Source organism: Acinetobacter sp. ANC_7654 (assembly GCF_056779855.1).
The window spans coordinates 1-13858 of sequence record NZ_JBWYIR010000011.1; the positions used below are offsets into that span (position 1 = coordinate 1).

Here is a 13858-nt window from a genome sequence, read left to right on the forward strand (position 1 = left end):
CTTCAATCGCTTGGAATAAGTCAGATACTAAACGTACAACGATTTGCTGAACACGTTCATCAACAGGACCTGTTGCAGTATCAACGTTCATTTTTTTGACTAAAGCATTAATTTGTTCGCGGTTCATACTATTTCTCCTTAAGTATGCTTGCTGTGTGGTGGCTGACTTCTAATGTGTTTGAGCTCGCTGCCACAATCCTTGTTTAAAATGACGCTAAAAAACCTCTGGATGTATTGATGTCATGGCCTGAATCAATCAAGCCAAGACACTTAAAACTTAACGATCATCTTCACGGATAGAAGATGGGTGGCGATTTAACGCCATTACTTCGATATTCATATATGGGTAAAGCGGAAGACCTTGTAAAATTGAATGAAGCTCTTCATTGCTTTCGACATCAAAAATACTGATGTTTGAATACTGACCTGTGATTCGCCAGATATGACGCCACTTGCCTTGTTGCTGTAACTCTTGCGAATACGCCTTTTCAACAGCTTTAATCTCATTCGCTTTTTCAACTGGCATATCCAGTGGGATGTTCACATCCATTCGTACATGAAACAGCATGTCTCACTCCTGATGTATCACGTCGCTTATTTGCGGCGAAGGTTGTCAATCTTGTCTAAATCCAACTCAATACCTAAACCATTGCCTTGAGGCAGATGTAATTCGAAATCACGATATTGAAGCGGGGTCTTTAAAATTTCGTCAGTTAACAGCAATGGACCAAACAATTCAGTGCCATATGCCAAATTCTCAAAGGTCGAGAACAAATGTGCAGAAGCGATGGTGCCAACAGAACCTTCAAGCATCGTGCCACCATACAGATCTACACCAGCGAGGTTTGCAATGGTTGCTACATCACGACCTTCGAGTAGGCCACCAGACTGAGCAACTTTTACAGCAAACACAGAAGCAGCATTACGCTTCGCTAAACGATAAGCTGTACTTGGACCCATCAATGACTCATCCGCCATAATGGCAATATCAAAACGACGAGTTAAACGCTCCATGGCATCAATATTGTCAATCGCACATGGCTGTTCAATTAGATCCACACCACCATCTTGCAGAAGCTGAATACCTTTGATCGCTTCTAACTCAGACCAAGCACGGTTCACATCGACACGGATAGAAATATCAGCACCTAACGCTTTTTTGATGGTGAGAACATGCTCAACATCTGCTTCTACAGCACGAGAACCAATTTTTAATTTAAAGAAGTTATGACGCTTAGCTTCGATCATCTTTTTCGCTTCAGCGATATCTTTATCTGTATCACCAGAAGCCAACACCCAAAGTACAGGAACGCTGTCACGCAGACGGCCACCTAACACTTCAGACAGCGGCAAACCTAAACGTTGAGCCTGAATATCCAGTAAAGCAGTTTGAATGGCACATTTTGCAAAACGGTTGCCATTAATATTCTTCTTCAACACTTGCATAATTTGAGCAATGTTGAAATCAGTAAAAGTTTTGAGTAGTGGAGCAAAATAAGTATCGATATTGGTTTTGATACTTTCAGGGCTTTCTTCACCATAGCCTAAGCCACCGATGGTGGTTGCTTCGCCCCAACCAATGAAACCATCCGAAGTTTCGATTTTAATGAGGACTAAGGTTTGAGTTTGCATCGTTGCGACCGCCATCTTGTGTGGGCGGATCGTCGGGATTTCAACGAGCAAGGTTTCAATATTTTTGTACATGCAGCAATATATTCCATTAATATATGCTAAATACCTTATTTGAAATAAAGTATTGAAAATAGAGGTTAAGTAGTATATTAAAATACTAAAAAAGTATGGATTGAGGAAATTTCAATGGAATTAAGAACATTAAGGTATTTTGCTACTGTGGTCGAAGAAAAAAGTATTACAAAAGCTGCTGAAAAATTATGTATCGCACAACCACCACTTACACGACAAATCAAAAACTTAGAGTCAGAGTTAGGTGTCGTATTATTTGAAAGAGGCATGAGACCGATCAAAACAACTGAAGTTGGAGAATTTTTTTACCAATATGCTGTACAGATACTGACCTTAACAGCACATGCTAAATCGATGGTAAATCGATATAAAGTGACAGATACTACCGTACGAATTGGGTATGTTGGTTCGCTTTTTTATTGGAAATTACCTGAGATTATTGATTATTTAAGAAAGCATATTGCAAATATAAAAGTTGAATTAGTGGAATGCGGAACCAGAGACCAGGTAGAAGCTTTGAAATTGGGAAAAATTGATATTGGGTTTGGTCGATTAGGAATTAGTGATCCTTCAATAAAAAGAATAGTGATCGAAAGAGAGCAACTTTTTTTAGCAGTGCACAAAGATCATACATTAGTGACCCAAAATGTTAAGGAAGTACATTTATCACAATTGGTCAACGAACATATTTATATATATCCAAATACTCCTAAACCAAACTTCTCAACTTTTATTCAAGGAATATTCTCTGAACTTGACTTAATTCCACAAAATCTGATCGAGACGAGAGAAATCCATATGGCATTGGGGATGGTGTCATCTGGTGAGGGGGGGTGTATTATTCCAAAGAGTGCATGCTCTATAGGTATGAAAAATTTGAAATTTATACCAATTCTAGATAATGAGGCTGAAAGTCCAATTACAGTTGCCTATAGAAGTATCGATAATAATGAATACATCAAACAAATATTAGATTATCTAGACGAATTGAAGAGCATGAACTAATTTTTATGATTAGATTAATATAAAATATCTATTTATATGTAATATTTAATGGAAAAATAAATAGAATAATAATGTTAAAAATGATATTAATTTTATAAATCAGCATAAATTGGCATGGATTTGTCATAGGGATAGCGCTGATCTATAAAATATTTAGGATGATTTCGATGGAAAAAATTTCCGAGTTAAAGAGTAATGATGCAAAAAAAAAGGATATTTATGCTTGGTATGTTGTAATACTTTGCATGATTGCATATATATTTTCTTTTATCGATCGTCAAATTTTGGCTTTGATGATTGAACCGATAAAAGCAGATTTGAATTTAACAGACACGCAATTCAGTTTACTTCACGGACTAGCTTTTTCTTTATTTTACGCATTCATGGGTCTTCCATTGGCTTATATCGCAGATCGATTCTCAAGACCAAAATTAATTGCTGCCGGGATTGTATTTTGGAGCATTGCAACAGCTTTATGTGGTTTAAGTAAGAACTTTATCCAGTTGTTTTTGAGCAGAATGGGCGTAGGAATTGGTGAAGCTGCTTTGTCACCTGCAGCCTATTCAATGTTTAGTGATATGTTTGCAAAAGATAAATTGGGTCGAGCTGTCGCTATTTATTCGATTGGATCTTTTGTTGGTGGGGGAATCGCATTCTTAGTAGGTGGTTTTGTCATTGGATTACTCAAGGACATGTCTCTTATTGCTGTACCCTTATTTGGAATGTTAAAGGCATGGCAAGTGGCGTTTATTTTAGTAGGTTTACCAGGAGTCATTATTGGCATATTGGTACTTTTAACTGTTAAAGATCCTAAGCGTAAAGGGCAAATGGTCGATGCGCAGGGGAACGTGGTAAAAGTAAAGCTTAGTGATACTTTTAAATTTTTGAAAAAGCATAAAAAAACATTTACATGTCATTATTTGGGATTTACTTTTTATGCCATGGCATTGTTTTGCTTAATTAGCTGGACACCTGCATTTTACATACGACATTACAATATGACAGCTACTGAAGTGGGCTATATGTTGGGTGCCGTGTTACTGATTTCAAATACTTTAGGTGTATTTGCGGCTGGTTGGATGAATGATTATTTTATTCAAAAAGGCAGAAAAGATTCGCCTATGTTTGTGGGTGTGATTGGAATCGTAGGTCTGATTATTCCAATGATTTTGTTTTCACAAGTTAATGAATTATGGCTATCAGTTACATTGTTGGTTGTTGCAATGTTTTTCGCTTCTTTCCCAATGCCGATCTCAACAACAGCAATGCAAATGCTTTCGCCAAATCAATTACGTGCCCAAATCTCATCTATCTTTTTACTCATCAGTAATTTGATTGCTTTAGGTATTGGTACCACATTAGTGGCTTTAATTACGGATCGTATTTTTGAAAATCCTTTAATGGTCGGTTCATCGATATCTATCGTTGGTGCAATATCATGCGTATTGTGCTTTGTATTATTGAAAGTGGGTTGTAAAGCCTTCGAAAATAGTTTGCAAGTTGAGTCTAAATAAATCATGTCTGAATAAAATAATGAGGGTACACCTATCATGTATTTATCGAATCTGAAACTTTTAAAGAAATTCAACTTATTGTCTTCAAAAGATTATTTTCAGATTAAAGATGTGATAGGACAATACTTGTGCCCTCATCAATTTGAAGTATTGAATGATGAATCTTTAGAAGTAAAATTAAGTGGGTTTTCATTTGGTCAAGTTGCACTATTTGAATTAAGTTACAATGCTCCAGTTCAAATTAGTTTTGGTGCTGAGTGTCAAAGTTATCTGTTTAGATTTAATTTGGAAGGGGAATGTAAAGTCAAATATGATCATTCAACTTATCAACAACGTCCTGGATTACTTACAGTTTCTCATCCTCATTTTGAAAATAGAATTGAACTCCAAGCCAAATGTAGAAATATCATATTAAAAATTGATCATGAGTTGATCAACACTGTTTTATATCGCTTGTTGGGGTATATCCCTCAAAAAAATCTTATTTTCGATAGTGGCATTTCCTATACATCTGAAGAAAGAATTTCAATTTTAGAAACACTGAACTACTTATGCTTTGCATATTCAAATATTGAAAACTGGTGGCAAATTTCTGATAGCTTTAGTTCATATTTGACTGAGTTATTACTGATCAAAATTCCACATAATTTCAGTGAACGAATCGCAGATAAAAAATATCAACTCATCCCAAGTTATATCAAAAATGCAGCTCATTTGATTGAGCAACATTATATGGAAGCAATCTCGATTGAGGAAGTTGCGAGGCTTGTAAAAGTCTCGGTAAGAACGCTTCAAAAGGGATTTAATACCTATTTGAACCAAACGCCTCTCAGTTTCATGACATCAATCAAATTGGACCGAGTTCATCAAGAACTTAAACACACTCAGGTTGATCAGCCTATAATTGATATCTTCAATGCTCATGGTGTAAGAAGTTTTGGACACTTTACTCGGCTTTATAAAAAACGTTATGGATGCACGCCTTCAGAAACCGTGAAACAAAACAAATTAATAGAAATAAATTCGTAATTCGAATAGCAGCACCGCTTTTTGACGCGAGTAAAAGGAAGAATCTTTCCTACTATCACAATACACAATAAATATGTAAGGGAAGAAAATGAAAATCACGGTTCTTGGCGGTGGACATGGATGTTATGCATCAGCAGTGGAGATGGCGGAAAAAAATCACGAAGTTAAATTATGGCGAAGAGATCGAGATTCACTAAAAGAATTAGCGAAATATGGTGAGCTTACTGTAAAAGACTTTCGTGGCACTAGAACAGTATCTGTTGGGGATGAACATCAAAAAATCCAACTTGAAACTGATTTATCCAAAGCTATTGAAAACGCTGAATTGATTATTATTCCTTTACCCGCAACAAGCCATGAAGATTTATCGATTGAAATAGCACCCTACTTAACATCTGGTCAAGTCGTATTTTTACCCCCAGGTACTTTTGGAACATACCTATTTGCTCAAGCAATGCTTAAAGTTGGAAATAAGTCTGACGTGGCTTTTGCTGAAACGGGTACTTTGCCATATTTAGTAAGAAAACATAGTCCGAATTCTATCGTGATTAGTGTATATGCGACGCGATTGCCTACTGGGGTCTATCCAGCAAAATTAAAAGATCATGCTATTAGAGTATTAAAGCAAGCTTATGACAGCATCGAGCCTATAGAGGATGCTTTGAGTGGAGCTTTAATGAATGCAGGACCCATTATTCATCCTCCATTAATTATGCTCAATGCTGCACCTTTAGAACATTTTGATGTATGGGATATTCATAATGAAGGTACTCAACCTTCAGTGAGGAGAGTAACGAGCTTATTAGATCAAGAGCGAATGAATATTCGTGAAGCATTGGGATACTCGAAACAGCATTTCCCACTCGCAGATCATTACAATAAAGAGGGTGAAGGAGATGAGTGGATGTATGGTAGGGGGGCACATGATAAGTTGACTGACAGTGGCGATTGGCGCGAGAAAATAGATTTACATTTACATCGGTATATGCTCGAAGACACACGATTAGGCCTGTCATTTATTGTATCGGTTGGTAAGTATGTTGGAGTCAAAACGCCGATTGCTGAAGGGCTTCTGAATATCGCATCATCAATTACCGGTAGGGATTTGTATAGTGAGGGTCGCACTCTTGAAAATTTAGGGTTATTTGATTTAACACAGCAACAATTAAAACACCTGTTGAACTCCGGAGAGCAATCTGCATGATTAAAAATATTATTATTGTAGGTGCAGGTAGAATGGGTAATGCGATTGCGATCGCATTCGCATATGCAGGAATTGAGATTGCACTTGTAGACGTAAAAGATCGAAACCCAGCAGAAAAAAATGAATTTCTGCAAAAATGGAATGACAGCCTCGACCAAGAGTTGCATCTCTTAGAACATATCGGGATGTTAGTGAATGATCAATGTAAAGTATTAAAAGAAAGAATTCATTTCTATTTCAAAGATAATCAAACTATTGATTGGAAAAATTGTGAATTAATTATTGAAGGTGTACCTGAAATAATGACTCATAAACAACACTGTTTTCGGTGGTTGGAACCCTTAATTTCTAAAAACTGTATTGTGGCATCAACGACTTCGACCTTTTTGGTCACTGATATAGCAAAATTAATTTCTCATCCAGAACGTATTGTTAATGCGCATTGGCTTAATCCTGGATATTTAATGCCTTTAGTTGAGCTAAGCCGATCTGAGCATACTGCTGATATAGCAGTAGAAAAACTAAAAACATTACTTGAGGCAATTGGTAAAGTCCCTGTGATTTGTAATGCAGTTGCTGGATACATTGTTCCAAGAATTCAAGCATTGGCAATGAATGAAGCAGCGAGAATGGTTGAAGAACACGTAGCAAGTGCTGAGGATATTGATAAAGCGATTCGTACAGGTTTTGGTTTGCGTTTTTCTGTGTTAGGTATGCTAGAGTTTATCGATTGGGGTGGAGGAGATATTTTGTATCATGCTTCTGAGTATTTGAGAGAAGAACTTGGTGAGCGTTACAAAGCCCCTGATATTATCAAAAAAAATATGATGGAAAATAGAAATGGCATTAGAGAACTATCAGGTTTTTACAAATATGAAAGTATGGATATTTATCAATATAAACTAAATGTCATATCAAAATTCGCTGAAAATTTGCGATTTAATCAGCTTATTCCACAATATGAAATTATGAAATAAGCGTTAGTAGGTAAAAAGATTTTAGTCTTTTTACCTATTTGGCATTAAATTGAATATTTTCTTTAATTGTAAATTTAGTGACTCAAGTTCTTGTTCATCAAAAGAATTTAATATACCAGCTAAAGTAACACGATTGATCTGATTAATTTCATCCACAAGACCATATCCTTTTTCAGTGAGCTTCACCATAGAAATCCTTTCATCATGAGGGGATGAGAAAACTTCAACTATCCCTTCTTCGACTAATCTATAGATTGCCTTAGTTGCAGTTGTTAATTTGATTGTTGCTAAATTAGCTATTTCAGTGATATTGGCTTCACCGAGAGCATTTGTACTCAAAATGATTTTTCTTTTTGTATTATCGAGACCTATTTTTTTTAAAGATTTATCAATCAATTGGGAATACTTACCATTAACTTGAGATATCCAAAAAAATGGAAAATTTTCCAAACTTTTGGGATCGTTATTTGGCAAATAATTTTCAAAATTTTTTAACATGAGCAGCAATTAAACTTAAAAAAATATAATTGATTATACAAGAAAAAAGACAAAGATTATTTTATTTCAAAATAACTTGACAAATACATTAATTTTTCAGATATTGATGTTGAGTATAAAAATACATGGAAAAGTGAATTGAATATTATATCTAGAAGTCTCTCTTTAGGAGATGGAAAAATTAGAGTCATGGTTAAAGACTCAATTGATATACAAAATGAAGTGACGACACTTGGAACTCAGGCGCGCGTTGAATCATGCCCTGCAAACTCACACGCTGAAATTATAAAAAATATACTCAACAGTGATTGCAAAATTATTGGAAAAACTCATCTTCATGAACTTGCATTCGGTATAACTGGAGTAAACAAAAACTTCGGAACACCTTTAAATGTTAAGTATCCGAAGCTTATTCCTGGAGGTTCTTCCAGTGGTTCGGCTGCAGCTGTTGCGGCGGGTCTAGCAGACTTTAGTATTGGTACAGATACAGGTGGCTCAATTCGTATGCCAGCCGCTTGCTGTGGAGTGTATGGTTTAAAACCTTCATTTGGGCGTGTTAGCCGTGTTGGGGTTTGGCCAAAAGATACCACTTTAGACTGTGTTGGGCCATTCGCATCAGATATCAATAATCTGATTCTTGCTATGCAAATCATTGATCCTACTTTTAAACAAATCCAAATTGATCAACAGCAGATTCAATTAGGAATATTGCGTGTCGAAGCGGAATCTGAAATTTGGCATGTCTTAGATGCTGAGTTAACAAAAATTGATTTACCTCAAAAAAATCTAGTCATAAACAATATTGATGAAGCATATCAAGCAGGTATGTCGATCATTAATTATGAAACTTGGGGTGCATATCATGATCTTACTCAAACTGGACTTCTAGCCAATGATGTTCAGCAGCGTTTATTAAAAGCATCTGAAACCACTCAAAAAGATGTTGAAAATGCTGAATTAATCAGAACTGAATTCACAAAGCAGATCAATGATTTACTCAACAACGTTGATGTCTTGATACTGCCGACACTACCTCAATTTCCACCTAAATTAGACGAAGCTGAAAATACTGTTGCTTTCCTCAATTTAACTAAGCTCGTGCGACCATTTAATTTATCGGGCCATCCAGCGCTCACGATTCCATATGAAACATCAAATGGCTTACCTGTCGGTATGCAATTAATCGCTAAGCATGGTGAAGATGAAAAATTGTGTGCTATTGCACAACACATTGTCGATATTACGAAGCATTCACAAGGAGGTGGCAAATGAGCAATTTAGCCAAAGATCAAACTGAGAGCTTGATTGATCTTGAAGAATTATGTCAAGAGATTAGACAGCGAGCGTGTTCAGGTGAATTCGACGAACAAGCATACGTGAGTCAAGACATTATTCAAAAACTGAAATCAATTGGGGTATATCGTGCTTTAGTTCCTAAACGTTTCGGTGGTGATGAGGTTTCACCGCGTACGTTTTGTGAACTTATTGAAAGGCTTTCTAAAGCAGATGGATCAGTAGGTTGGGTTGCAAGTTTTGGTATGAGCCCAGCTTATCTTGGGAGTTTACCTGAAGAGACACTTTCTGAACTTTATAAAAATGGCCCAGATATCGTTTTTGCTGGTGGAATTTTTCCACCGCAAGCTGCTCAAGTGACCGATGATGGTTTAGTTGTAAAAGGCCGTTGGAAATTCTCAAGTGGTTGTAAAGGTGCAGATATCGTTGGTGTAGGCATTGCCCCGATCAAAGATAATGAATCTCATGGCTTACCACGTATGGCTGTTTTACCAGCGCATAAAGCACAAATTGAAATGACGTGGGATACAGTAGGTTTAAAAGGCACAGGTAGTCACGATCTCATTGTCGATAATGTACTTGTACCTGAGCATTGGACTTTTGTTCGGGGTGAGCCATCTAAACTCAGCGAACCATTTTTCAAATATCCATCCCTCTCTTTGGCGACTCAAGTCCTCACCGTAGTCGGAATTGGCGTAGCCTCGGCGTCATTGGAAGAATTTAGAAAATTAGCTCCAGGTAAGTCGTCGATTACTGGAGGTGCAGAAATTGCTAATCGACCTATCACTCAGTACGAATTTGCGAAAGCTGAAGCTGAGTTCCTAGCTGCAAGAACATGGTTCTACAACACCATGGATATTGTATGGGAAGAAGTACTCAACGGGCGAAAACCTGAACCACATTTAATTAGTGATATGCGTCTATCTTGTACACATGCGGCAAGAGTCTGTGCAAAGGTCACCCGCAAAATGCAAATGTTAGCTGGCATGACTGCCATTTATACCAACCATCCATTTAGTCGCTTTGTGAATGACACGAATGTCGTGACACAGCATGCATTTATGGGTGATGCAACTTTACAAAATGCTGGTGCGATGAGCTTTGGGCTTAATCCGACACCTGGATATTTATAAATGACCGAAAAGAAGGAAATCGAAATGGAAGCTAAAAAATCATTACGCGTATTATTCTGTATGGGGATTAACCAAAACTTCTTTGATGCAGAGCCAGCAGAAGCAAAAGCAGTATGGGCAGCATTTGGTGAAATGTGGAATGGTATCCATGATTTACCTGGCGTTCATGTATACGGCAACTTAGATGATGATCAAAGCATGGTAGGTGCAAGTACGGGTTGGCCTTGGACAACCTATTTATTGGCTGATGTACCTGATATTGAAACAGTTCATGCTGCATGTAATTTATTCCGTACGACTGTGGTCGGAGAAGGTCCATATAAACTTTGGAAGTATTGCAAAGTTGAAGCAAGAGTTGGTCGTGAATTAATTATTCAACGATAAGGATATCGATATGGTCGACTCTAATGAACTCAAAAGCATTCTTCAACGTCTTCAACAGTTGGAAGCGCAGAATCAAATTCGTAATTGCCTAAATCGCTATATGGAAATTTGTGATGAACTTAATCAAAACACAAATTTAGAAGCGCTGATGGATTTATTTGATCGTGAGTGTATTTGGGAGGGGGTAGGGAAAAAATACGCCCAGTCATTTGGTCGGCTTGAGTCTTGGCAGGCAGTATATGACATGTTTAAAAAATACACGCTGAAGGACTCGCATTTTGTTATGAATGCACATTTTGTGAATTCTGAACAAATTTATATTGAGGGTGATGTGGCTGTTGGACACTGGTTGATGTTGCAAACATCAACTTTCAAAACGGGTGCAAGCCACTTGAATGCAGCCAAACTGACAATCCGTTTTAAGCAACAAAATAATGGCATTTGGAAAATCAAACACTTCCAAACAGAAAATATTTTCAGTCGACCAGTAACGCATTGGACCAGTGATGATGAGTTACCAGTACCGCAATCAAATTAAGTCGGTTGAGTTGCATAAGTTATAAGGGAATACATGATGAATAGTGCAATACCAGTTCAAAATATTGAAATTGATTACAATGAATTAGTTCAAAGTGACCGAGTGCATACCTCTTTATATAAAGATGCACAAATCTTTGAAGATGAAATGGAAAAAATTTTTTACAGCACTTGGGTTTGGGTTGCTCATGCAAGTGAAATTCCAGATGCTGGTAGTTATAAAACGATTAATATTGGTAAACAACCTGTAGTTGCTGTACGGGATCGTAAGAAAAAAGTCCACGTTTTACTCAACCGCTGTCGCCATCGTGCTGCTACAGTTTGTGAGCATAAAAAAGGCAAAACAAATAGCTTTGTATGTCCATATCATGGTTGGAGTTACGCTTTGGATGGTACATTGCGTGGCGTTCCTTCACCTGAAAGTTATGGCGAATGTTTAGATAAATCTGAATTTCCACTGATCAGCCTACGTGTAGAAGAATATAACGGTATGATCTTTGCAACCTTCAAAGACGATATCGAGCCATTAGAAGACTTTTTAGGTGCTGCGAAAAAGTGGATTGATCTATTCATGAAGCAAGGCGCAGGTTATCCAGTCAAAGTATTAGGTGAACATCGTTTTACATTCCCAGGTAACTGGAAGATTCAGTTGGAAAATACAACTGACGCGTATCATTTCCCATTAGTTCATAAATCATTCTTAAGTTCTGTAGACGAAAAAACAGAAGAGCTTTTCAACTTTGAAAATCAACCAGGCTATGTTGAAGATCTAGGAAATGGTCACAGCGTGATGGTGATGATTCCAGAACTGGTAGATCTTGATGAAGAGTTGATGGAGCGACCAATCCAAGAGCGTTTTGAAGAACTTGCCCAAGCGCTGCGTGAAGAAGGTCATGAGGAACTTGAAGTTCGTCGAATTTGCCGTGCTGTCGGTGGTTCGGGCTTTAACTTAAATATTTTCCCTAACATTGCATGTTCTATGGCGTTCTTCCGTGTAATGCAACCATTAGCGGTAGATAAAACTGAAATTCACCACTCAGTGATTACGATGGATGGTGGACCACAAATTGCCAACCAATATCGCCTACGTCTACATGAACATTTCCAAGGTCCTTTCGGTTTTGGTACGCCAGATGATGCGGAAGCTTGGGAGCGTGTACAGCATGGTGCAAATGCGGGCAATGATCTTTGGATCATGTTGAACCGTGGTTTACCAGGAGAAGTCAAAACTGAAGATGGTCTGAAGAGTGACGTGAGTGCTGAAACAGGCATGCGTGGCGCTTACCAACAATGGAAAAAGTTGATGACGGCTTAAGGGGAAGAGCATGAAAATTAATTTAAATCTTTTGAACGAAGTAACAGCATTCATTTGGGCTGAAGCTGACATGTTAGATCATTCAGAGTATCAAGCATGGTTAAATTTATGGAATGAAAATGGCAAATACATCATTCCAATTGATCCATCATTGACAGATTACGAAAACCATTTGAACTATGCATATGACAATCACCACATGCGTCAATTACGTGTAGAGCGTTTAGAAAATGGTGAAGCAATCTCGACAGCTCCCAAGGCCAATACTGTTCGCAGCCTGTCACGTGTGCGAATTATTGAAGAAACTGATCAAAAGATAATTTTACGCTGTGCACAAAATTTAAGAGAGTTCCGCAAAGAAAATTTGCGTCATTACACTGCTGATGTGATTTATGAGCTAATACGTCAAGAGAATGGCGAACTCAAAATAGACCGTAAAATTATCAATCTAGTCAATTCGACAGATACCTTAGCTGGTATCAGTTACATTCTATAGGAGGTGACCATGTCACAAGTTGTTTTGGTTACTGGTGCTGCCTCTGGTTTAGGTAATGTGATTGCTGAATATTTTGCTGAACAAGGGCATCAAGTTATTTTAACTGCAAGTACCTTAGAAAAAGCGGAAAGCGCTAAAGCTGCGAGTCAGTATCCATCGCAGATGTATCCCTTAAAACTGGATATATCAGTAGAGCAGGACTTTAGAGATGCAGTGAGTTGGATTGAAACTCATTTCAACAAGTTGGATGTTTTAATCAATAACGCCACAGTAACTAAAGCAACTCCTGTCCTTGAAATCACTGCGAGAGATTTTGATTGGGTGACACAAGTCAACCAACGAGGAACCTTTCAGTCATGTCAAATTATTGGTCAATATATGGCATCTAAAGGCTTTGGTCGAATTATCAACATGGCTTCGTTGGCTGGTCAGAATGGTGGTACTGCAACAGGAGCACATTATGCAGCTTCAAAAGGTGCAATCGTAACTTTGACTAAAATTTTTGCAAAAGAATTTGCCGCTAAAGGTGTGACGGTAAATGCCGTAGCACCAGGACCAATGGAGTCTCCAATAGTACACAGCGTTGTTTCAGATGAAAAAATGGAAGCGTTTATCAATAATATTCCTGTTAAGGCTTTAGGCAGTATGAGTTTTATCGCTGAAACTTGTGCTTTGTTAGCATCCCCACAAGCAGCTTTTGTGACAGGAGCAACATGGGATATTAACGGAGGACTATTTATGCGCTAAGCATTGGCTTAGTCATAAAGGG

Annotated in this window: 15 protein-coding genes and 1 pseudogene; 12 read left to right on the top strand and 4 right to left on the bottom strand. The window is 37.6% G+C overall.

The genetic code is table 11. The features are described 5' to 3' along the window. The 3 genes and pseudogenes from AC1M86_RS11890 to AC1M86_RS11900 form a co-directional block, all read right to left on the bottom strand. A pseudogene (locus AC1M86_RS11890) lies at nucleotides 1-127 on the bottom strand (catechol 1,2-dioxygenase); the annotation flags it as partial. A gap of 150 nt (nucleotides 128-277) precedes the next feature. After that, on the bottom strand, nucleotides 278-568 hold the full coding sequence (catC, locus tag AC1M86_RS11895; RefSeq protein WP_092766278.1) for a muconolactone Delta-isomerase: 291 nt from the start codon (nucleotides 566-568) through the stop codon (nucleotides 278-280). 26 nt (nucleotides 569-594) lie between these two features. Then, a complete protein-coding gene (locus tag AC1M86_RS11900) occupies nucleotides 595-1704 on the bottom strand; it encodes a muconate/chloromuconate family cycloisomerase (protein WP_481608041.1) in 1110 nt (369 codons plus the stop codon). 114 nt (nucleotides 1705-1818) lie between these two features. On the opposite strand from AC1M86_RS11900, the gene AC1M86_RS11905 reads away from it, so the two are divergent. The 5 genes from AC1M86_RS11905 (at nucleotide 1819) to AC1M86_RS11925 (ending at nucleotide 7433) form a co-directional block, all read left to right on the top strand. After that, complete coding sequence (locus AC1M86_RS11905) at nucleotides 1819-2709, top strand: LysR substrate-binding domain-containing protein (protein ID WP_481608042.1); 891 nt, start codon at nucleotides 1819-1821, stop codon at nucleotides 2707-2709. A 167-nt stretch (nucleotides 2710-2876) separates the two neighbouring features. Next, the gene (locus AC1M86_RS11910) at nucleotides 2877-4223 is read left to right on the top strand and encodes a spinster family MFS transporter (protein WP_481589338.1); all 1347 of its coding nucleotides are present in this window, start codon (nucleotides 2877-2879) and stop codon (nucleotides 4221-4223) included. A 36-nt stretch (nucleotides 4224-4259) separates the two neighbouring features. Beyond that, nucleotides 4260-5252, top strand: a complete 993-nt coding sequence (locus AC1M86_RS11915) for a helix-turn-helix transcriptional regulator (RefSeq protein ID WP_481587688.1) — start codon at nucleotides 4260-4262, stop codon at nucleotides 5250-5252. 88 nt (nucleotides 5253-5340) lie between these two features. Next, a complete protein-coding gene (locus AC1M86_RS11920) occupies nucleotides 5341-6456 on the top strand; it encodes an NAD/NADP octopine/nopaline dehydrogenase family protein (RefSeq protein WP_481608043.1) in 1116 nt (371 codons plus the stop codon). Next, nucleotides 6447-7433: a 3-hydroxybutyryl-CoA dehydrogenase gene (locus tag AC1M86_RS11925; RefSeq protein WP_481596413.1), complete on the top strand. Its 987-nt coding sequence runs from the start codon at nucleotides 6447-6449 to the stop codon at nucleotides 7431-7433. The genes AC1M86_RS11920 and AC1M86_RS11925 overlap by 10 nt, the downstream gene beginning before the upstream one ends. Nucleotides 7434-7463: 30 nt before the next feature. Here the strand turns inward: AC1M86_RS11925 and AC1M86_RS11930 are convergent, their stop codons facing one another. Continuing rightward, a complete protein-coding gene (locus AC1M86_RS11930; RefSeq protein WP_092767678.1) occupies nucleotides 7464-7931 on the bottom strand; it encodes a MarR family winged helix-turn-helix transcriptional regulator in 468 nt (155 codons plus the stop codon). Between the two features lie 138 nt (nucleotides 7932-8069). Between AC1M86_RS11930 and AC1M86_RS11935 the strand changes: the two genes are divergently transcribed. The 7 genes from AC1M86_RS11935 to AC1M86_RS11965 are packed head-to-tail and all read left to right on the top strand — an operon-like array spanning nucleotide 8070 to nucleotide 13836. After that, complete coding sequence (locus AC1M86_RS11935) at nucleotides 8070-9203, top strand: amidase (protein ID WP_481608044.1); 1134 nt, start codon at nucleotides 8070-8072, stop codon at nucleotides 9201-9203. Then, nucleotides 9200-10357: an acyl-CoA dehydrogenase family protein gene (locus AC1M86_RS11940; RefSeq protein WP_481608045.1), complete on the top strand. Its 1158-nt coding sequence runs from the start codon at nucleotides 9200-9202 to the stop codon at nucleotides 10355-10357. Before AC1M86_RS11935 ends, AC1M86_RS11940 begins: the two co-directional genes overlap by 4 nt. Nucleotides 10358-10381: 24 nt before the next feature. Then, the gene (locus AC1M86_RS11945; protein WP_035266405.1) at nucleotides 10382-10741 is read left to right on the top strand and encodes a hypothetical protein; all 360 of its coding nucleotides are present in this window, start codon (nucleotides 10382-10384) and stop codon (nucleotides 10739-10741) included. A 10-nt stretch (nucleotides 10742-10751) separates the two neighbouring features. Further along, nucleotides 10752-11279, top strand: coding sequence for a nuclear transport factor 2 family protein (locus AC1M86_RS11950; protein ID WP_481608046.1), 528 nt, complete (start codon nucleotides 10752-10754; stop codon nucleotides 11277-11279). A gap of 36 nt (nucleotides 11280-11315) precedes the next feature. Then, on the top strand, nucleotides 11316-12593 hold the full coding sequence (locus AC1M86_RS11955) for an aromatic ring-hydroxylating oxygenase subunit alpha (RefSeq protein ID WP_035266339.1): 1278 nt from the start codon (nucleotides 11316-11318) through the stop codon (nucleotides 12591-12593). A 10-nt stretch (nucleotides 12594-12603) separates the two neighbouring features. Continuing rightward, a complete protein-coding gene (locus AC1M86_RS11960; RefSeq protein WP_481608047.1) occupies nucleotides 12604-13089 on the top strand; it encodes an aromatic-ring-hydroxylating dioxygenase subunit beta in 486 nt (161 codons plus the stop codon). A 9-nt stretch (nucleotides 13090-13098) separates the two neighbouring features. After that, on the top strand, nucleotides 13099-13836 hold the full coding sequence (locus AC1M86_RS11965) for an SDR family NAD(P)-dependent oxidoreductase (RefSeq protein WP_481589334.1): 738 nt from the start codon (nucleotides 13099-13101) through the stop codon (nucleotides 13834-13836). Nucleotides 13837-13858 lie beyond the last annotated feature (22 nt).

Excerpts from the sequence above, each read along its gene's own strand:
- catC (WP_092766278.1), bottom strand. The coding sequence starts at position 568 with ATGCTGTTTCATGTACGAATGGATGTGAACATCCCACTGGATATGCCA.
- AC1M86_RS11900 (WP_481608041.1), bottom strand. The coding sequence starts at position 1,704 with ATGTACAAAAATATTGAAACCTTGCTCGTTGAAATCCCGACGATCCGC.
- AC1M86_RS11905 (WP_481608042.1), top strand. The coding sequence starts at position 1,819 with ATGGAATTAAGAACATTAAGGTATTTTGCTACTGTGGTCGAAGAAAAA.
- AC1M86_RS11910 (WP_481589338.1), top strand. The coding sequence starts at position 2,877 with ATGGAAAAAATTTCCGAGTTAAAGAGTAATGATGCAAAAAAAAAGGAT.
- AC1M86_RS11915 (WP_481587688.1), top strand. The coding sequence starts at position 4,260 with ATGTATTTATCGAATCTGAAACTTTTAAAGAAATTCAACTTATTGTCT.
- AC1M86_RS11920 (WP_481608043.1), top strand. The coding sequence starts at position 5,341 with ATGAAAATCACGGTTCTTGGCGGTGGACATGGATGTTATGCATCAGCA.
- AC1M86_RS11930 (WP_092767678.1), bottom strand. The coding sequence starts at position 7,931 with ATGTTAAAAAATTTTGAAAATTATTTGCCAAATAACGATCCCAAAAGT.
- AC1M86_RS11940 (WP_481608045.1), top strand. The coding sequence starts at position 9,200 with ATGAGCAATTTAGCCAAAGATCAAACTGAGAGCTTGATTGATCTTGAA.
- AC1M86_RS11945 (WP_035266405.1), top strand. The coding sequence starts at position 10,382 with ATGGAAGCTAAAAAATCATTACGCGTATTATTCTGTATGGGGATTAAC.
- AC1M86_RS11950 (WP_481608046.1), top strand. The coding sequence starts at position 10,752 with ATGGTCGACTCTAATGAACTCAAAAGCATTCTTCAACGTCTTCAACAG.
- AC1M86_RS11955 (WP_035266339.1), top strand. The coding sequence starts at position 11,316 with ATGAATAGTGCAATACCAGTTCAAAATATTGAAATTGATTACAATGAA.
- AC1M86_RS11960 (WP_481608047.1), top strand. The coding sequence starts at position 12,604 with ATGAAAATTAATTTAAATCTTTTGAACGAAGTAACAGCATTCATTTGG.
- AC1M86_RS11965 (WP_481589334.1), top strand. The coding sequence starts at position 13,099 with ATGTCACAAGTTGTTTTGGTTACTGGTGCTGCCTCTGGTTTAGGTAAT.